The organism is Paenibacillus sp. P36 (assembly GCF_045866505.1).
Taxonomy (GTDB): domain Bacteria; phylum Bacillota; class Bacilli; order Paenibacillales; family NBRC-103111; genus Paenibacillus_E; species Paenibacillus_E chondroitinus.
Map to the genome: position 1 here is coordinate 2,321,333 of NZ_AP038372.1, position 18,614 is coordinate 2,339,946.

Annotated in this window: 16 protein-coding genes; 9 read left to right on the forward strand and 7 right to left on the reverse strand. The window is 45.4% G+C overall.

Features of this window, described 5'->3' with window-relative positions:
* Positions 1-121: 121 nt before the first annotated feature.
* A complete protein-coding gene (locus tag ACKTT9_RS10625) occupies positions 122-1,504 on the forward strand; it encodes an MATE family efflux transporter (protein WP_157322571.1) in 1,383 nt (460 codons plus the stop codon).
* 175 nt (positions 1,505-1,679) lie between these two features.
* On the opposite strand, the gene ACKTT9_RS10630 is transcribed toward ACKTT9_RS10625, so the two are convergent.
* Positions 1,680-2,447 carry a MerR family transcriptional regulator gene (locus tag ACKTT9_RS10630; RefSeq protein WP_407871512.1) on the reverse strand — a complete coding sequence of 256 codons (768 nt, stop codon included), beginning with the start codon at positions 2,445-2,447 and terminating at the stop codon, positions 1,680-1,682.
* Positions 2,448-2,611: 164 nt separating this feature from the next.
* Between ACKTT9_RS10630 and ACKTT9_RS10635 the strand changes: the two genes are divergently transcribed.
* The gene (locus tag ACKTT9_RS10635; RefSeq protein ID WP_157322567.1) at positions 2,612-3,241 is read left to right on the forward strand and encodes a LysE family transporter; all 630 of its coding nucleotides are present in this window, start codon (positions 2,612-2,614) and stop codon (positions 3,239-3,241) included.
* On the opposite strand, the gene ACKTT9_RS10640 is transcribed toward ACKTT9_RS10635, so the two are convergent.
* Together ACKTT9_RS10640 and ACKTT9_RS10645 are read right to left on the reverse strand one after the other, a co-directional pair.
* Positions 3,156-4,568 (reverse strand): amino acid permease, encoded by a 1,413-nt coding sequence (locus ACKTT9_RS10640; protein ID WP_407871513.1) that lies wholly within the window; start codon positions 4,566-4,568, stop codon positions 3,156-3,158. The two genes, ACKTT9_RS10635 and ACKTT9_RS10640, sit on opposite strands and share 86 nt — an antisense overlap.
* 75 nt (positions 4,569-4,643) lie before the next feature.
* Positions 4,644-4,940: a Rieske (2Fe-2S) protein gene (locus ACKTT9_RS10645; RefSeq protein ID WP_315954122.1), complete on the reverse strand. Its 297-nt coding sequence runs from the start codon at positions 4,938-4,940 to the stop codon at positions 4,644-4,646.
* Between the two features lie 99 nt (positions 4,941-5,039).
* Here ACKTT9_RS10645 and ACKTT9_RS10650 point away from each other — a divergent pair, with 99 nt between their 5' ends.
* Positions 5,040-6,137: a threonine aldolase family protein gene (locus ACKTT9_RS10650; protein WP_407871514.1), complete on the forward strand. Its 1,098-nt coding sequence runs from the start codon at positions 5,040-5,042 to the stop codon at positions 6,135-6,137.
* A 93-nt stretch (positions 6,138-6,230) separates the two neighbouring features.
* Here ACKTT9_RS10650 and ACKTT9_RS10655 read toward each other — a convergent pair whose 3' ends face one another.
* Both ACKTT9_RS10655 and ACKTT9_RS10660 read right to left on the reverse strand, forming a co-directional pair.
* Entirely contained in the window at positions 6,231-6,971 is a 741-nt protein-coding gene (locus tag ACKTT9_RS10655) for a YheC/YheD family protein (protein ID WP_407871515.1), read from the reverse strand.
* 34 nt (positions 6,972-7,005) lie between these two features.
* A complete protein-coding gene (locus ACKTT9_RS10660) occupies positions 7,006-7,917 on the reverse strand; it encodes a CapA family protein (protein WP_407873005.1) in 912 nt (303 codons plus the stop codon).
* A 217-nt stretch (positions 7,918-8,134) separates the two neighbouring features.
* Here ACKTT9_RS10660 and ACKTT9_RS10665 point away from each other — a divergent pair, with 217 nt between their 5' ends.
* From ACKTT9_RS10665 to ACKTT9_RS10675, 3 genes are all read left to right on the forward strand, one after another.
* Positions 8,135-9,040, forward strand: coding sequence for an RNA ligase family protein (locus ACKTT9_RS10665; RefSeq protein WP_407871516.1), 906 nt, complete (start codon positions 8,135-8,137; stop codon positions 9,038-9,040).
* Between the two features lie 107 nt (positions 9,041-9,147).
* Entirely contained in the window at positions 9,148-9,450 is a 303-nt protein-coding gene (locus ACKTT9_RS10670) for a Dabb family protein (protein WP_407873006.1), read from the forward strand.
* Positions 9,451-9,668: 218 nt separating this feature from the next.
* The gene (locus ACKTT9_RS10675) at positions 9,669-10,814 is read left to right on the forward strand and encodes a peptidoglycan-binding protein (protein WP_407871517.1); all 1,146 of its coding nucleotides are present in this window, start codon (positions 9,669-9,671) and stop codon (positions 10,812-10,814) included.
* A gap of 74 nt (positions 10,815-10,888) precedes the next feature.
* Here ACKTT9_RS10675 and ACKTT9_RS10680 read toward each other — a convergent pair whose 3' ends face one another.
* Positions 10,889-11,293, reverse strand: coding sequence for a helix-turn-helix domain-containing protein (locus tag ACKTT9_RS10680; RefSeq protein WP_407871518.1), 405 nt, complete (start codon positions 11,291-11,293; stop codon positions 10,889-10,891).
* A 464-nt stretch (positions 11,294-11,757) separates the two neighbouring features.
* On the opposite strand from ACKTT9_RS10680, the gene ACKTT9_RS10685 reads away from it, so the two are divergent.
* From ACKTT9_RS10685 to ACKTT9_RS10695, 3 genes are all read left to right on the forward strand, one after another.
* Positions 11,758-11,964, forward strand: a complete 207-nt coding sequence (locus ACKTT9_RS10685; RefSeq protein ID WP_127454443.1) for a helix-turn-helix domain-containing protein — start codon at positions 11,758-11,760, stop codon at positions 11,962-11,964.
* Positions 11,965-12,332: 368 nt separating this feature from the next.
* Positions 12,333-12,995: a lysostaphin resistance A-like protein gene (locus ACKTT9_RS10690; RefSeq protein ID WP_407871519.1), complete on the forward strand. Its 663-nt coding sequence runs from the start codon at positions 12,333-12,335 to the stop codon at positions 12,993-12,995.
* A gap of 513 nt (positions 12,996-13,508) precedes the next feature.
* The gene (locus ACKTT9_RS10695) at positions 13,509-14,000 is read left to right on the forward strand and encodes a shikimate kinase (RefSeq protein WP_407871520.1); all 492 of its coding nucleotides are present in this window, start codon (positions 13,509-13,511) and stop codon (positions 13,998-14,000) included.
* Positions 14,001-14,271: 271 nt separating this feature from the next.
* Here the strand turns inward: ACKTT9_RS10695 and ACKTT9_RS10700 are convergent, their stop codons facing one another.
* On the reverse strand, positions 14,272-18,597 hold the full coding sequence (locus tag ACKTT9_RS10700) for a S8 family serine peptidase (protein WP_407871521.1): 4,326 nt from the start codon (positions 18,595-18,597) through the stop codon (positions 14,272-14,274).
* Positions 18,598-18,614: the final 17 nt, after the last annotated feature.

Below are 18,614 nucleotides of genomic sequence, written 5' to 3' on the forward strand. Positions count from 1 at the left end.
CCTTGGACTTCCTCGAAAGAGAAAATCCAAGGTTGTTTTGTTGGATATTAGTAGCATTTGACTGAAATCGCTTACGTATCCTAAACTAAAAGCATTTGAATATTGAGGAGCACAGAAGAAAATGATAGACACTCAGTCAACAGCAACATGGAAAAAGCTAAGTCTATTCGCCATCACGTGGCCGATCTTCATTGACTCCGTTCTACGGATGATGCTTGGTACCGCAGATGTGTTCATGCTCAGTCGGATTTCGGATGAAGTAACCGGAGCTGTCGGGTTAGTAAATGAAATTATCGTATTCTGCATCCTGATGTTTGGTTTCGTCGGAATCGGAACGAGTGTTGCTGTAGCCCAGAATTTAGGTGCAGGCAGGGCGAAGGAAGCGAGTCGAATTTCAGCATTGGCGATAACGATCAATTTATTATTCGGGATCGCAGTCAGCATCGTCTTGGTCGTATTTGGCGAATCGATCATGCAGCTAATGAACTTGGCTCCTGACCAGATTGCCATAGCTAAGAAATATTTGAACCTGATCAGTGCTTTTATATGGGTTGAAGCTCTGTCGTATGCAGTATCCTCTGTACTTCGTTCCAATGGCCAGACAAGAGATGTGATGTACGTGACGCTAGGCGTGAACGTAGTCCATGTCGTCGGGAACATCCTGCTTATCTTCGGGAACCTCGGATTCCCTGAGTGGGGAGTAACGGGGGCAGCGGTCTCCACGGTCGTAAGCCGTTTACTTGGAGTTATCGTCCTTTTTGTGATTTTATATCGTCGGATTCCGTTCCCGATTCGTTTCAAGGACTATCTCTCGTTTGATAAACGTATTGTGAAGCAAATCTTGAGCATTGGACTGCCTGCTGCGGGGGAACACCTGTCATGGCAATCTCAATATTTGATGATTGTGAGTTTTGTAAATATTATCGGTCAAGTCGCGTTAAGCACTCATGTGTATGTGATGAATATTACAAATTATTTTATGGCACTTGGTATGGCGATCGGTATGGGTACGGAGATTATCGTAGGCCATATGGTTGGAGCCGGCGAGTTTAAGGCAGCGTACCATAAGCTCATTCGCAGTCTGAGAATGACCTTCTTACTGACCTTTGTGGTTGTTGGTATCGCCTCAATATTCCGCAAAGAGCTGCTTGGATTGTTTACGGATAATCCGGAGATTATCGCGATAGGATCGGGGATTTTACTGCTAAGCGTCATTCTGGAGCCTGGACGGACCTTTAATCTCGTTGTTATTAATTCACTCCGTGCGGCGGGTGATGCTAGATTTCCAGTTGCCATGGGCGTTCTGTCCATGTGGGGCGTTGCGGTGCCGCTTGCGTATTGGCTCGGCATTCACATGCATATGGGACTTCTAGGTGTATGGATTGCTTTTGCTTGCGACGAATGGTTGCGAGGCTTGATTATGTATTTGCGGTGGAGAAGCCGTGTATGGGAAAGCAAAGCGTTGGTGAAACCTGCCGGCGGCGGCGTAGCAGCCAACTCATAACCGAAAAAGCACAGGGCCCCTAAGGGTTCCTGTGCTTTTTTGGCTTGGAAGGTTGACATACACATGGCTGCTGGTGGCTGGCTGGTGTAATACTATTCTATTCAGGTTTCTTCTAAATAACTGGATGTTTGAAGGATATGATAGAAAAAATGCTAGTGTCCCGTACACTGGGCGATTAGTCTCTATAACCGGTATAAATGCGGATAGCATCTCTCAGAAATTGTGCAGTTCCTGGTTGTTTATCATCATAATATGCCTTAAATCTCTCATCATCCACATACATTTGGGCTAGTCCGGCATGTGCCTCTTTGCTGTATTCGCTCCAGTAATAGGATAGCCATTGTTTATGCAAATCCGCGGCTTTTTGGGCGGCCTCTCCGGCCGGATCTCCCGTTTTGAAAGCTTCTGCAAGTGAGGAGATGACTTCATGGCTCAGTCTCGTAACCTCATTATGCTCAGCTTGTGTCATGTTTTTCAATTTCTGATTCGATTTATTCACTTGCTCATCGCCATATTTCTCGCGAATTTCTTTCCCATACTTGTTCTCGTTCTCATCAATCAGCTGTTGCTTAAAGCCTTCGAATTTTTCTATATCTGACATATTGGATATTCTCCCTTCATTTAGTGCTATCGTTTTCTCCACATTGGCAATCAAGGCATCCAGCCGGGCTCTTTTGTCCAGGAGTTGTACATGATGTTCTCTAAGAGCATCGGCTCCATGGAAAGTGGGTGCTGTGATGATGTCTTTAATGCGCTCCAGATTCACACCTAACTCTCTATAAAATAAAATTTGCTGCAGCCTATCAACCTCCGCCTGCCCATAGATGCGATACCCGGACGAATTGATTCTTGCCGGCTTAAGAAGTTCAATCTCATCATAGTACCGAAGCGTTCTGGTGCTCACACCTGCTAACTTCCCGAGACTCTGTACGGTGTATTCCATCTGTTCACCTCCTGACAACTTCACTCTACAGCTTTACGCAGCGTGAAGGTCAATGACTTTTTTATTGCCAAAACCATGTTCAAAGTTATACAAGCCTTATTCCAAGAATAGGATAATACGAGCCGTAGGGCTTGTATGTATAAAGTGCGAATGGGTGATTGAAAATGTATGTGATGCTAAGTTTTTTACTATTGGGGTTGTCGCTTTCCGCACCGATCGGCCCTATTAATGCCGCAATGCTGGATAAAGGCATCAAACGTGGCTTTGTGCATGCATGGATGATCGGCGTAGGCGGCATGCTCGCTGATGTCATTATGATCGTTCTCATTTATTTCGGTCTTGTCCACTTCCTTACAACGCCATTTATGAAGACATTTCTATGGATTTTTGGTTGTTTTGTTTTACTCTATACAGGGATCGAAAGCGTCATTGGTGCTGGCAAGTTGAAAACGGAAGGTTATAAATCGGAAGAAACGTTGTCCAAATCCTTTTTTACCGGATTCCTCATGGCCATCAGTTCTCCCTTGTCCATCCTATTTTGGCTGGGGATCTATGGATCGGTGTTAGCTGAGACCATTGCCAAGTATGATAGGAACCATGTGCTGCTGTATACGGGGATCATGTTCGTGGGGATTATCCTGTGGGATCTCATCATGGCTTCGTTAGCCAGCGTATTTCGCAAATTCCTGTCGCCGCGCGGACTTTCGGTTATTTCCGTCGTTTCAGGTTTATCCTTGATTGGTTTTGGCGTGCATTTTGGATTAAAAGCCTTTCATGCCCTGTTTGCTTCCTAGGAAGCTGCTCCTTCCATTTGAAGCTGAGCCCCCAAGTGACAATGCCAATAACCCCAATGAACAAGCAGCTGATCCAGAAGCCAGGTCTGCTCGTCGGGTGAAAGGCTGTTCCTGTCGTAGCGGCTAGGATAAGAACCATGCCTATGTATCTTTTGATTTTCCCCCATAAGGATAACTGAAGCAATCGTCCTGAGGAGAGCAGGATGAAGAGCCAATTCATCAAGAGCATGATGCCTGCTGCGGTGGTGATATAGGCGTACAATTTTTCAGGTAGAAATAAGGCCATTAGCACGGCTGCCGTTTTTCCGCCGGTTGTAAATCCGATGGCGGGTAACGGCATTTGGCGTTTGCCCTCTGTACGTTTAGCAAATATAGCGGGAGCATTGTGATCTTGAGCCAGTGAGACAAGAATCGTGGTAACCGCAAACAGGGATGCGACCATGGTCGAAAACCCCGCGATGATTAATATCGCATTGAAGGCATGTGGAACAAACGGGAGTCGGTAGGAACCTAAGGCTACCTGAAAAGGGCTTTCCTTTCCCTGCAGATCGCTCAGAGGGATCAAAGTCAAGGCGAGCGCTAACGAGGCGATATAGATGATGGTTAAAAGAACAATCATCGAGTTCCCGGCTTTTGGGGCCTCTTCAGGCCGCTTCAGCCTGGCGGCCATGATGCCCATGATTTCAATGCCGCCAAACGCATAAAAAGCATAAATGAAGGATGACCAAATACCGACTCCCCCTTTTGGCAAGAAGGCTTGCTGGGTAGTCGGAAACTTTGGCGGGTAGGCGCCTGTAAGGAATCCACAGACCGCCGCGCCCGCGATAATCACAAACATCACAATGGCGGATACTTTGATAATGGCAAAAACATGCTCAGCACGTTCGAAAACTTTCGTCCCCAGAAGAATAACGCCAAGTCCCAGGAGCGCATAAGCCGTAGCAAAGACCCACATCGGGAACCCGGGGAACCAGAAGCGGGTAAAAAAGGATAGCGCTGTTAACTGACTTCCCATGATTAATAGCTCTGAACACCAATAGACCCAACCGCTGCTGAAGCCTGCCCAGCGTCCGAAAGCCTTGGCGGCGTAGGTTTGAAACGAGCCTTGTTCGGGTTCCTTACCCGTCATTTTAGCCAGAACGTCGTAAACAAGATAAGTGCCGAAAGCTGCTAGTATAAACATGAAAAGGACGGAGACCCCGCCCATTTGAATCGCGATGCCGGAGCCAAGGAAATAACCGGTACCTATCGTGCAGGCGACTCCGAGTAAAGTCAACTGCCACCACTTCATTCCCTGGGACTTGCTCGTACTCATCTTGTCGGACATGCAGCCTCCTAAAGCCGATCATATAATAACAACAGCTGTTATTATAGCTTGACCACTGGTAAAATATACGTAGGATCATGCCATCTGAGCGAACAGCTGGTTGTCACGAAGGATGACGTTATAAGAGGCGAGTCTGGCGCTAGGCACATTATGACAACGTCCTGTGTGCACTTCAAACGTCCAACCGTGCAAAGGGCATTCCAGCTCTCCGTCAATCAGATCCACGGTGTAGCCGCCATGAGGGCAAACACTTGAGTAAAGGGTGTACTGGTCATCGTCTACCTGCATCAAAAAATATAGATCACGGTCAAGCTCAACCTCCACAGGAAAAGCAGTAAATTGATCAATGGAACCGATGAGGATTTCCTTCATGTTTGAATCTCCCTTTTCGAAATAGCGTTAGATTGATTATAATCCACTGCCCTTCAGAGACCAAGAGTGAGCCATGACAAACAAAGGAGTACGATACAAATGAACAAAATCAATCCATTATTAGCAGCGTTCCAACAAACTAGCTACCCATTGGGTGGACATGGCAAAAGAAATATTCAAGTTTTGATAGACGCCTTGCAAGACGTTGATGGCCTTACGGATGGAGATACTTACGGGAATGGCAAGCTGATAGAGGATTTCCAAGCGGAAATGGCAACGTTTCTTGGGAAAGAAGCGGCCGTCTTTTTCCCAAGTGGAACTATGGCGCAGCAAATTGCTCTACGCATCTGGTGCGACCGGAAAGGGAACAAGAAAGTCGCCTATCATCCGCTCAGCCATCTGGAAATTCACGAGGAAGACGGGTTAAAGGAGCTTCATCACATCCAGCCTATTTTGCTTGGTGAGAAAGATCGGTTAATTCGTCTGGAAGATGTGCAGCAACTTAAAGATGATGTCGCTTGTATCTTGCTGGAACTGCCACAGCGGGAAATCGGCGGTCAGCTTCCGGATTACGAAGAGCTTACACAGATCTCATCTTATTGCCGCAGCCGGGGCATCCACTTACATTTGGACGGGGCTAGACTGTACGAGATTCTTCCTTATTATCAGAAGTCTGCGCGCGAAATCTGTGAGCTGTTTGATAGTGTGTATATTTCGTTCTACAAAGGGATTGGCGGCATTGCCGGCGCTATTCTTGCGGGAGACGAGACGTTTACGAAAGAGTCTAAAGTGTGGAAAAGGCGTCACGGCGGCGACCTAATCAGTCTGTACCCGTATATCGTTAGTGCAAGTCACTATTTCAAGCAGCGTGTGGATAAAATGGAGCAGTATTACGAGGGAGCTGTTGAACTTGCCGCTAGGTATAATCAGGTTCCCGGTATTGTTACGAATCCTGTTCAGCCAGTCACGAATATGTTCCACGTACATATCCAAATGCCAAAAGAGAAGATGGAATCCCTGTTAATCAACTTATATGAAGTAACTGGGGTTGGACTCACACATTATGTAAAAGAAATAAACGAAACATCTTGCTGTTATGAGGTTTCCATCGGTGATCGGTATGCCCAAGTACCGAAGGAAGAGCTTAAGAAAGCTTTTGCGTGGTTGGAGAGTCAAATGAGAGAAAACGGCGTTTAGATCGTCAATGAAATCCCCAAACTGGTAACAGGAGGGGATTTTTATGTTATTTTCAGCGATCAAACCCCCTCTATTATCCAGAGCTGAATTATATCATCTATTTAATTTGGTGAATCTTTCGTACCGTATGATTTTACGAAACATCCGTTTATCGGTAAGGGCATTAAAAATGTATTTATCTGGACGTGTATTGACCTCTATGATCCAAGGCTTCATTTCTTTATCAATGCCTATATCTACCCCATAGGAACGAAATTTCGGGAAAATGCCACTCATATGTTTACTAATCCTAATGCCTAGCGCCTTAAGCGACTCCACATAGGAAAGTTGCTCCTTGTTAGACATAAAAGGGGAAAGCAGCTTTTCCACTGGCATTGGTTTACCCCCGCTATGGTAATTGGTCACGACCTTATTAGGCATCGCTAGTCGTCCTACGATTCCGGTTACCTCCCACTTACGGTGTCGGTTTCGCTGTACCATAATGCGCAGATCAAACGGAAGTCCGTGATAGTGGAGTAAGGGGATGCCCTTCTGCACCAAGTAGACTTTCTTCCTTTTGGCATGCTGAAATGCGCGATACGTTCCCTTAAAGGTTCCGAATGAACGGTGCCGCGTGCCATTCGCCAACCGATATCGGGTATCCGTGCGAGACAACTTAAAAATACCATAGCCTCCGGTGCCATTACTCGGCTTTAGATAAACGATTCGATATTTTTCCAACATCCCCTTCACGTTTGCTTCGGTTGCAAGGATTGTTGGTGGCAGATTAAGCGCTAGTTCCTCATTTGTTAATAAGGCTTTGTATTTGCCTAACTTGTTATTCCAGTAAACCATGCCTTCACCCCAAACATCAGAATTCATACTTTTTCTATCGATCCGGTATAACCCGATAAACGTTTTTCTTCCCTACATTTTGTAAAATACGGGTTGGCACTCTTGATATTTTCAACACATCCGTGATCCCTTTGTCATTTTTCGTCAAGGTTAACATCAAGATTGTTCCTCGCAGTCTAGCTGTATGCCGAGGAAGTTCGGTGGATACGAAATTTCCTAGAGAAGACGCCGCTACCCGATTTCTAGTAAGTCCGTCGATGTCCGTCACTTTAAACAATCTTATCGGATGCAGCACATGGGGATGCGCTCCCAGTACGACATTCACACCATGATGAAACAACACCTGCATGAGCTGGATTTGGTTGCGGTCGGGATAAGTTCGAAATTCTTTCCCGAAATGTAGGCAGGCGATTATAAAATCTGTTCGACTCTTTAAGCTCCGAACGTCCGCTATTATTTTTTTATGGTTTAGCCGGTTGACTAACCAAGGTTCCGGGACTCGAATCCCATTCGTTCCTTTCGTATAAGCCAATATTCCGATTTTAATTCCCTTTACGTTAACAATCAGTTTCCGGCGGGCTTCACCGGCGGAGCGATACGTGCCCGTATGTCGCAGACCGTGTCGATCGAGAACTTTTAATGTTCGCCTCAAACCAGATCGTTTCCCATCCATACAATGGTTATTGGCTGTGCCTACTACATCGAATCCCACGTTCCGGAGCGTAGCAGCGAAATTGTCCGGAGCGTTGAACAACAGTTTTCCGGGCTTTTCGCGGAAATGTTTGCCGGAGAAGGTCGTCTCAAGATTCCCTATCGTAAGATCAGATTTTCGCAGATAGGGTTTCACTTTTGAAAAAATAGGGGCAAATCCTCCTTCCCGGGCAGCTGAGGCGATCATCTGTTTTTTCATCAACAAATCCCCGACTGCAGCGATTGTGATTTTCATCAATTCAACCACTCCTTCCTTGATTACACTTTATGCGATAAACAGCCAATTGCTTGTAAGTTAGGCACCTTCGGTAAAGCCGGAAGAAAGAGGTAACCCATGTACCGAAGGAAGAGCTTGGGAAAGAAAGCTTTTGCGTGGTTGGAGAGTCAGATGAGAGAAAACCGTGTTTAGATCGTTAATGAAATCCCCAAACTGGTAACAGGAGGGGATTTTTATGTTGTTTTCAGCCATCAAACCAATGGCTGTCAGTGTGGGTGGGGAGCCGTTTGACGATCAACACTTTATTTTTGAGCCGAAATGGGATGGCGTTCGAATCCTTATCCATAAGCAGGGAAGCCGCATTGAAGCCTACACGCGGAGCGGGAGAGCGGTCACACACAAATTCCCGGAGTTACAGGATGTCCTAGGAGCGATTAGGACGTCTTCTGCCATTTTGGATTGTGAGGGGATTGTACTGCGTGATGGTATACCTGCGTTTGATGACTTTATGTATCGGGACCGGATCAGTCAATCAGGTAAAATAGCCCGTGCTGTGCATACGCATCCAGTGACTTTTGTTGCGTTTGACCTTTTATATACGGATAGAGAGCATTTAAATGAGCCTTTAATAGAGCGAAAAAAGCGTTTATCAGATTCCATTGAATCTACACCGGTACTTATGCCGACGTTGTTTGTGGAGTCGCAGGGGAAGGCGCTTTTCGAAATGATGAAAGAACGGCAGATGGAAGGGATCGTGGCCAAGCGGAAGAGCTCGACTTATGTGCCTGCTAGCCGAAGCAGCGAATGGCTTAAGATCAAGGTTGTGAAATCGATCCATGTGGAAATTTTGGGGTATAAAATAGACCCTTTCGGACTGGTCATCGGGCTGAATTTCAGGACGGTGAAGCATAAGCCGGTTGGCATAGTGGCAGCGGGTATTACGATGGCGGATAAGGAATTATTTCTTACGCTGGCTGCACCGCTCTGCACGGTAAGAGAGGGCAACACGCAGTGGATGGAGCCGCGCTTATGCTGCCGCATCGATTATCTGGATCGAACGGATATGCATCAGTTGGAAAAAACGACGTTTCGGGGATTCCTTTTAGATATGAAGGCTGAGGATTGTGTTTGGCCGTATTGAGATTTGTTAACAATAACAACGTTCTCTCCTTGCAACTTAGTAAAATAAGTATGATAAAATGAAATTTGTGGTAGGAATAACTACAATCAGGAGGTTGGATCTACGTGATGTTTGAACACATGGTTTGTTTTAAATTTAAGGAGACTTTAGCTCCGTCGAAGGAACAGGAATTGATAGCGAAATTGCTGTCGTTCAAAGGCCAGATTCCGGGCATTGTTGAAATAACCGCAGGGGTGAATGAGACGGAAGAAACGGGGAATAGACAGGGATACACACTGGGATTGCGGGTGACTTTCCAAGATCGCGAGTCTTTACAGCAATATGGTCCCCATCCTCTTCATCAGGAATTTGTGCAGTCACTCAAAGGTATCCTTGATAATGTGATTGTGATTGATTACCCTATTAAATAGTGTTGGCAGATTGATAGGAAGGGACTGGCAGCTTTTGCCGGTCCTTTTTTTTGCTTTTGGGGGAACTCATTTGCAGGAAAAGACCCAGTTACCTTAAGGGATTGGAAGACCGCGAGTTTACCCATATTTCCCATAATAGAAATGAAGTAGCGCGCTAGAGAGTTGGGAAAAGTATTACCGCGGTAAAATAATTCTCAACTTAAGGAAGGTGTCTGCTAGTGCAACAATGGAAGGAAAATGACAAACAAAGAACGAAAATCACTAGGTTTGCGGGAAAATATCTTGGTGTTGTGATACTGTCAGTCATGCTTCTCTTGTATGTGCCAAACCTGGCAGGGGCAGTAGGAAAACCTGCGCATGGTCCTGACGTATATGTTATTCAGGGAATGCTGAAGACACTGGGCAGCTATTCAGGTGAAATTAACGGATATTATGATGATGTGACCGTCAGGGGAGTTAAGTATTTTCAGAAAAAACACGGACTTCCTGTAACTGGCGCGGTAGATAATCGTACCCTCGAATCAATCACATATGCTTATATAAGGGCTAAAGGAGCGGGTCAAGGCGGAACTGGAGGCGGCCAAGGCGGTGGTCATGGTCATGGGGAAGGTAGAGGCTTTGGCGGAGGCGGCAAAGGTCAAGGCGGAGCCGGAGGCGGACAAGGTGGCCAAGGCGGTGGCCAAGGCGGTGGCCAAGGTGAAGGTAGAGGCTTTGGCGGAGGCGGCAAAGGTCAAGGTGAGGCCGGAGGCGGACAAGGTGGCCAAGGCGGCGGTCAAGGTGAAGGTAAGGGCTTTGGCGGAGGCGGCAAAGGTCAAGGTGGAACCGGAGGCGGACAAGGTGGCCAAGGCGGAGGGCAAGGTCAGGGTGAAGGTAAAGGCTTTGGTGGAGGCGGCAAAGGTCAAGGTGGAACCGGAGGCGGACAAGGTGGCCAAGGCGGAAGCCAAGGTCAGGGAGAAGGTAAAGGCTTTGGTGGAGGTGGCAAAGGTCAAGGCGGTGGCCAAGGCCAAGTAGCACCGACGCCAGCACCGAACGGCAATGGCTTTAAAGCGCCGAATGGTAATGGAGGACAGACACCAATGCCTAATGGCAATGTAGCACCGACGCCAGCACCAAACGGCAATGGTTATAAAGCACCGAATGGTAACGGTGGACAGGCACCGACGCCAAATGGCAATGGGGCGCCGGCACCGAACGGCAATGGCTTTAAGGCGCCGAATGGTAACGGCGGGCAGGCACCAGCACCAAATGGTAACGGTAGTGGGAACGGCAACGGAAATGGAAATGGAAATGGAAATGGCACGAATGGCAATGGCAACGGGAACGGGAACAATGGTAACGGTAGTCTGTCAGATGATGAAGACTAATAGGGATAAAGTAGAATAACTATCTGGAGAGGCCTGTTTCATTCTTATAGGATGAAATGGGCTTTTTTAATTGTTTATCCCTGAATCGTTTGACCATCCTCAAGTTTTGATTCCTGACGCTGCTTCCAGAATAAAACGGTCAGCATCCGCTCGACCCATTCTTTGTCTTCATCGGTTAAAAGAAAACCATCGAACATCAGCTCATTCTCGCGTAGAAACCTCCGTAAATTGACGGGGTTGCTCTGGAATTTCTCTGTGGAAGGTGATGATTCCAAGTATCCTGCGAGGTCCATAAGCTCAGAGTACGACGTGTTGAGTCCTTCGGAAAGTTTCATCAACACTTCCGGAGACGGGATGCCGCGATTTCCGTTTTCCAACTGGGAAATGTATGCTGCAGAAACGCCAGAACGGTCAGCTAATTCCCGCAGAGTAAAACCTTTTAATTTACGCAAATCTCGTAATTTATCATAGAAATACATATATTTTCACCCTCGCGATTCGAAAAGTAAACAGTAGTAAACATTTTAATAATATCATGTATACAAAAGTAAGTACACTGAGCGGAGGGTGGGAAATAGCCGAGAAGATTGTTGTTTAAAGTAAACGTTTTTGGTTGCAATAGTTAAATTTTGTGATATAATAGGTACTAGGGGAACAAGATGAGAACAGAAGGGGAGCAGGGATATTATCTGGCAAAATAAAGATAGTTACCAGAAAATAAAATGCTTTTTTGGAAAAAAGTTTGTTAGTGATCGTTAACTTTTGTAAACAAGTGGTTTCGAGGCTAAAGCGATCGTGAATAATGAGTATAGATACTAATCTACTCTTATGACATTTAGACTTTTTAAAAGGTTTGAGCCCAATAAGGACATGAATAATCCAACTTATAAATGAGATTTATTTGTTTTTTTAGATATATGTAAAAGGGGAGGAGAGCAGAGATATGAGGATCATGGCTAAGACCGATTCGTTTGTGAAGGCTCGAATAATCAAAGGGTACTCCCAAAGGGAGCTGGCAAAACACTCGGGTTTAAGTCATTCCTATATCAGCTTGCTTGAGAGATCGTTGAAGTCGGTGGGACCTGCGACCGCGAAGAAATTAAGCGACTTGTTGGAGAAGGATTTGGAAGATGTTTTTCGGATTTATTAATAGTAGAAATAGTTCAAGACAACAGATCAGAACCTCTCATTAGAAAAACCTAGATTTAATAGGACTAATGGGAGGTTTTATTGTGAATATAAATAAATTGTGGGGATTATATGGAACCGAGAAGAGACCCAGGGATTCAGTATAAACACAGAATTATAGCTCATTTTGAATACAATTCCTTCGTAGAGGGTACTTCGCACTGTATTTACACCGCCTTTCAGAAATCCGCCTAGAATCAATAAATCCAGTCTATAACTTTATTTTCTTCAGACAGGTACTATATTATGTTAGTACTATATTATGCGAACTCTTCCCGTTATGATATCACTATCTGATTTTTGGCAAAATTCTCGGATAGGGAGATTAATATGAATCGCTATGTGATAGGACTAGCCCCATCTGTATTAGTGGCACTTGGACTTCATGTTGGACACAGTGTAATACTTACGTTTGCGCTCTTTTACAGTTGGATAGGTATTATACCGTTTATAGACTACCTTGTATGTCGAAAAAATAGGCTGACCCGTACGATTGGCGATTGGGGACTTACTGGATCCCTCCGTCAAATGATACTTGGACTTAGCTTGGGGCTCATTTTTCTGATTACGATCCTAATTGGTGCTTATTATTTGCACGACATGTTGTTCGATATCGAGCGATTGAGAAATTTGTTAGGAGAGTGGAATTTTTCCGGTGACCAGTCCGTACTATTGCTACTCATATTGGTACTGCTCAATCCGATTTTAGAAGAAATCTATTGGCGCGGATACTTATACCACAGGATCGGACAAAGCCTTGGTTCTGCGAAAAATTTGCTTCATGCTTCTTTTTGGTTTACCTCTTATCATTTGATCGTCATAATACCGGTATTCAGTTGGCCACTTAACGCTGTCGCTGTGGTTCCTATTTTTGCAGCAGGTGTACTATGGGGATGGATTCGCCACCGTACGGGATCGATACTCATTCCGATTATAAGCCATATGTTTGCCGATCTTGGAGTTGTGATCATATATATGCAATACGTAAAGTAACATCTATCGAGCAAGCTCGGTTGGGGTTTCAAAAGGATACGAAATTTCAGTGTCAAAAATGGAGACGTGCAGTTTATAGAAAATGCAGGTGTCATTCTGACCCAGACGTTTGGCAGCAGAAGTGCGAAGCGAGTTCATTAATAATGGTCAGGCCGAACTCGATTCTAGCGTCTTTGGGGTGCAAAGTCTCCCGAACAGCACCATCGTGGAATACGAAGCCGAAGACGCCAGGACGTATTACCGTACGATGGAGGTCATGGCGACATTGGCGAACACCGCTCATTAATAAATGTAACAAGAATGAAATCTTATTTTCATATAGCTTTAATGAATCAAGCCTATAATAAAACTGACCCCCTTTAAAATATAATTAATTATGACCCACGGCCCGTTGCTGTGGGTCACTTTTTTGTTCATTGAAGTAACGAGGGGTTAACATCATATGAAGGATATTTCTGGGAATTACCGAAAATTTAATGTATCAATAACAATTAATATGAAGTGAGGAAGAAAATGAATATAGTCCTTATAGGTATGTCGGGTGCTGGTAAAAGCACTCTAGGTGTATTGCTTGCAAAAGCTTTAGGAATGAACTTTGTCGATACGGATATTATCATTCAACAACGTGAAGGTAAGTTATTACAAGAAATAATAGATAACGATGGGATAAAGATATTTATGCAGATCGAAGAAAAAGCGATATCGGAACTGCATTTAGAAAATTGCATTATCTCTACGGGAGGAAGCGTTATATATTCAGAAAAAGCCATGAACGTCCTTAAAGAAAGTGGTACGGTCATTTATTTACACGTCCCATACGATGAGATTAAAAGAAGACTAAACAATGTAACAACTAGAGGCATTGTTATCAAGAATGGAAATAGTCTAGAAGACGTTTACGAGGAAAGACTACCCTTATACATTAAGTACAGTGATAAAGCCCTCGATTGTTCAAACAAGGATGTAGAACAATGCGTAAATGAGATTATTAAACTATTGGGGTGAGGCATGGCTCTATTTCTTAATCATTTTATTAAAGTCATATTACTTGCAATGTTTATCGAGTGTATGTTTGCTTTCTTCAATTCGGGTGGCATATCAGCTGTTTTGAGAAAATATAAAAGATGGAGATTTTTAATATTTATGATTTGTTTACTGCTGCTCTTAAGTTTTATTTCAACCTTCCTTTTTTAATGTAAGGGAGTTGGAACACAATGGACAAACGACAAAAACCCCTTCATTCCGGCCTAATCCCGAAACGAAGGGGCTTCTTTTGTTAATTAATTCGTTTTGCAGCTATAAGCAATTCATGAAGCACCTTGGCTGCAGCTTCACGTGTAGTTGACAGCGTTGGACGGAAGAACAAGCTTCCTGCTTCTTCGATGCCATCCATTAAACCGATGTCTGTTACTGTTTGAATACTTTCTTGGGCGTAATCGCCGAACTGAGCAAAGTCGGTGTATGGCTTGACTGTGCCAACCGATTGTTTGGTGATACTCAAAAGTTTAATCGCTCTGGAGAGCATAACCGTCAAATCTTGTCTGCTAATTTCCGCATTAGGATTGAAGATGCCGTCATAACCGGAAATCAGTCCTGCTTGATAAGCGACCGCAACGTCCTGTGCGAACCAATCCTTGCTTGTGACGTCACTGAATGGCGCAGCTGCTGCGCTCATCTGCAAGCCAAGTGCTCTTACCAGCATCGAGGCAAACTGAGCACGTGTCACGTTAATCTCGGGTGAAAATGTCGTTGATGATGTCCCATTTAAAATAAATTTATGTGTAAGTGTTTCGATCTGATTTTTCGCCCATGACGATTGAATATCGGTAAATGCAACCGAGTGACTCGCAACCACATAGGTAGATAATCCTGGACGGCCGATGGTTACAATCGTTTTGCCATCAGTTGTTTTCTTAAACTGAGCTGGAACAGGATAAACCGCGGTTCCTTCCGCGTAGAGAGCGCCTGTACGACTAGCATCTACAGCTTGCTCCACGATAAACGACCTGTAAACTACTTGATCTGGTTTCAACGTAACCGGTGTTTTCACACCATCAACGACAGACGATACTTCAAAGGTGTATGGCGTGCCAATGACCGCTGCACCATCGTAACTTTCCGCGAAGTACGATGTTTTTTCAGCAGCCGGCGTAATGTCGATCACCAAACTAGCTGACCCCTTCAAGCCTTCTAAAGCGGATAGCGGGAGCGATACGGAAGCATCCTTCCAAGTAAAGACAATAACACTTTGCTTGGAGGTTGCCTTCAGCATGTTCACTTGCGAAGCTGTAAGGCTTAAACTTGCAGACTTATCAGCTCCATTGGAAGAAGACATGGATACACTGAAGGCTGTTAAAGACTGCTTAGCTGTATCCAGGGCTTTCTGCAGTTCAGAATCTGTTACCGTCACAGTGCTATGATCTCCTTGCTGGGCAACACTTCCTGTCAAAGGAACGATCGTTTGATTGCTTTGTACGACGGAAGATGCGACTTCCTGATTACCGGCAGCTGGCGGTGCTATGTAACCACCACCACCGCCTCCTCCACCTGAAGTTGGTGGTGTTGGAGTTGTCGGAGGCTGGGGTTGATCTGTACCTGCCGAGCTTTTTTGCACATAAACGGTCTGGGAGATAGAGGTCACTTTCTCAGGCTTCAGACTTTTATCGTAGCGAACGGCAACCACGACAAATTTGTACGGCCCCTCAGGAAGCTGTTTGACAACGAGTCTGCCATATTCATCTACTTCCTGCCCTACATAACTACCGTCTACATTTTCAAATGTAAACTTACCTGCAGGAATCGGTTTTAAACTTGCATCTAGTAGATTGATATCGAACCATGAAGACAACATGCCTGAAGTTTCATCATCCACGCCCGTATAGTAGAGCTCCATATAGTTCATTTCGTCGCTTACCAAGTTAGCAGAGACTTCGATTGGGGCATCATACGATACTTTTACATTGGATACTTTCATGTCTTGCAATTCAAAATCGTTATCTGAAACATCTTTGCCTACATGAATGACAAACGGAAGATGCAGGTTCGGGAGTCCAGTGCTTTGCAATAAGACTTCACCTTCGTAAACACCATGAACAGCTCCATTTTTGGCCTTGGCAGAAAGGGTAAAGGAGTGACTCGTATTTCCAGCCACGGTAATGGTGCTAGACTGTGGATTCATAAGCCCTCCCAGCTTCACCTCAACGTTATCGCTGCTCGGTGTTTCGATCGGATCACTTGGATCCGAAGTTACATGGTTATGCATGACGACAGAAGCAGAATAGGTCAATTCGGTTTCCGATGTGTTTTTCAATCGGAGCGGTTTGACGAGAGCATCTGCACCAGGTTCAATGGCCCCGAAGCTGACACTGCTGGCTTCGCTTTGCAGAACTTTTGGATTCATTTTCTCATCATAAATGGTAATCGAATCCATGGCTTCCACAAGCGCTGGCGTTGCAAGCGCACTAAACACATCGGCGCGTCCTGCACCTTGGGAGTATACATCATACTGAGTACCTTTCTCATCCACAAGAGTGTCTGCCGTATTGGCGAGCGCAGCACGCACATCGCGAGGAGTCCAGTCTGGATGTTTTTGTAGTACCAGCAGCGCAAGGCCCGCAATATGTGGCGATGCCATGCTCGTACCACTGATTCGGTTGTACGCTCTTTCATAATTGGCATCCGGATTTATTTTGCCGAAAGCAGGCCATGTGGAGCGAATGTTCACGCCTGGGCCGCCGATGTCGGGTTTAATACTGTAGTTGCCGTCGGAATTCGGTCCGCGTGAGCTGAAATCAGCAATGCGATCTCCAGGTACAATCTCCGATTTGAACGAATCACCAAATGTGAAATTCAGCACCTTACTGCTGTACTCAGCTGAAATGATCTTTCTTGCGAGTGCTCGACCCTCAAAACCACCCATATCGAATGTAGGGAGGAAATCATAATTTTCGCCAAGGAAACCGGCAACGCCGATCTTTCCATCACGACCGCCGATATGTTCGGAGAGATCCACTTCCGTTCCTTGTCCATTCTTGGCATTACCATTAAAAATAATGAGTGCTTTTGCATGATGGTTTTTGGCGTTTTTGACCTTTACATCAAAAGAGAGCACACCACGTGAAGCAAAAACCACTTTTCCATCGTAATTGACATCGCTCGAATAATCCGAATCCGCTCCGAGACCAACATAGACGGCTTCCAGCGGATCAGTGCCAAGCACTTGTGTCAGATCTTCTTGACCGACGCCCCAAGCCATAACATCCAGAGCGTATACCGCTTCATTGACCGTAACAGCACCATAAACTGCATTGTTTACTGATACGCGTGCTTCGGGGGCTTGCGCATTAGAAAAGGTGGGCGCAACGGTGCCGCTGATGTGCTTACTCGTACTTGTCGCAGCTGCAACCGTGATACCCAGTTGTGAGCTGGCAGGCGATCCCATACTGTAATAATAGTAACCATCGCTTCCAGAGTTACCACTGGCAACGACAGCTGTAACGCCTGAAAGAACAGCGTTATTAATGGCAATGGAATCCGGTGAGTCAGGACTTTTCTCCATATTCGAGCCCAAAGAAAGGTTGATAACATCCATTCCATCCTTGATCGCATGCTCAATCCCGTCAATGACTTGAGCGGAGGATCCTGTGACTTGCACTACCGGCCAACCATTATCATCTGGCACAATATTTTTCCCTAGTACTTTATAGGAGTAAAGATCAGCTTCATAAGCAACCCCCTTTTGAACCCATTCTGAAGTTTGATTCACCGCCCGTCCAACAATGGTTCCCGAAACGTGGGTGCCGTGATCGCTGCCTTCAAAACCATAATTATCATCGGGTAAGTCCTCATATGGATCATCATCCTTATAGAAGGAATCGTATCCTCCCTTGTAGGCACTTGCCAAATCCGGGTGCAGGTAATCGACGCCGGTATCGATGACGCCAACCTTCAGTCCTTTGCCCGTATAGCCCAAATTCCAAGCTTCTGTAGCCCCAATTTGTTGCAGCGGATCAATATCGTAGTTAATCGGTACATTTGCTTCAGAGCTCAAAATCGGTGTTGCCGGAAGCGGGGCGGCATAATAGGTGATGTTCGGGCTGATGGCTTTCACACCTGGAACTTTGGCCAGTTGAGGAATTTGATTCGCATCCATCGTGACTTCCAACCCGTTAAGGACGGTATTATACTCAAAATTAACTTTCATCCCAATGCCTTTTGTACTGGCAGCGCTCAAGAACGATGTCTGTTCAGCTTTAAGCGTTTGCTCAGCGGACTGAGTAGAGAATGACTTCTTGGCAAGTCCTGCCGCATATTTGGCAACAGTGACTGGCTGTCCGCTTAGCTGAACGATTACATTCACTTTTTTAGATGAGGTGGTGTCGATGTCAGGATCTATAATTGGAGCATCTGTATTAGTAGATTTCTGCAAGCTGTTGCTCTTCAGCGAATCCATCAACGAGGCGTGCAATTTGGACTGGAGTTGTTGTAGATCGGTAGAATGCGATGATGTCTCAGCTGCCGCGACTTGGTAACTGTAGGGAGCAACAAGCATAAGAGAAGCCATTAAGAGAGCAACCGATTGTTTAATCAGCAATTTAGCCAAGTTCTATTTCCCCATTT

Excerpts from the sequence above, each read along its gene's own strand:
- ACKTT9_RS10625 (WP_157322571.1), top strand. The coding sequence starts at position 122 with ATGATAGACACTCAGTCAACAGCAACATGGAAAAAGCTAAGTCTATTC.
- ACKTT9_RS10630 (WP_407871512.1), bottom strand. The coding sequence starts at position 2,447 with ATGGAATACACCGTACAGAGTCTCGGGAAGTTAGCAGGTGTGAGCACC.
- ACKTT9_RS10635 (WP_157322567.1), top strand. The coding sequence starts at position 2,612 with ATGTATGTGATGCTAAGTTTTTTACTATTGGGGTTGTCGCTTTCCGCA.
- ACKTT9_RS10640 (WP_407871513.1), bottom strand. The coding sequence starts at position 4,568 with ATGTCCGACAAGATGAGTACGAGCAAGTCCCAGGGAATGAAGTGGTGG.
- ACKTT9_RS10645 (WP_315954122.1), bottom strand. The coding sequence starts at position 4,940 with ATGAAGGAAATCCTCATCGGTTCCATTGATCAATTTACTGCTTTTCCT.
- ACKTT9_RS10650 (WP_407871514.1), top strand. The coding sequence starts at position 5,040 with ATGAACAAAATCAATCCATTATTAGCAGCGTTCCAACAAACTAGCTAC.
- ACKTT9_RS10655 (WP_407871515.1), bottom strand. The coding sequence starts at position 6,971 with ATGGTTTACTGGAATAACAAGTTAGGCAAATACAAAGCCTTATTAACA.
- ACKTT9_RS10660 (WP_407873005.1), bottom strand. The coding sequence starts at position 7,917 with ATGAAAATCACAATCGCTGCAGTCGGGGATTTGTTGATGAAAAAACAG.
- ACKTT9_RS10665 (WP_407871516.1), top strand. The coding sequence starts at position 8,135 with ATGTTGTTTTCAGCCATCAAACCAATGGCTGTCAGTGTGGGTGGGGAG.
- ACKTT9_RS10670 (WP_407873006.1), top strand. The coding sequence starts at position 9,148 with ATGTTTGAACACATGGTTTGTTTTAAATTTAAGGAGACTTTAGCTCCG.
- ACKTT9_RS10680 (WP_407871518.1), bottom strand. The coding sequence starts at position 11,293 with ATGTATTTCTATGATAAATTACGAGATTTGCGTAAATTAAAAGGTTTT.
- ACKTT9_RS10685 (WP_127454443.1), top strand. The coding sequence starts at position 11,758 with ATGAGGATCATGGCTAAGACCGATTCGTTTGTGAAGGCTCGAATAATC.
- ACKTT9_RS10690 (WP_407871519.1), top strand. The coding sequence starts at position 12,333 with ATGAATCGCTATGTGATAGGACTAGCCCCATCTGTATTAGTGGCACTT.
- ACKTT9_RS10695 (WP_407871520.1), top strand. The coding sequence starts at position 13,509 with ATGAATATAGTCCTTATAGGTATGTCGGGTGCTGGTAAAAGCACTCTA.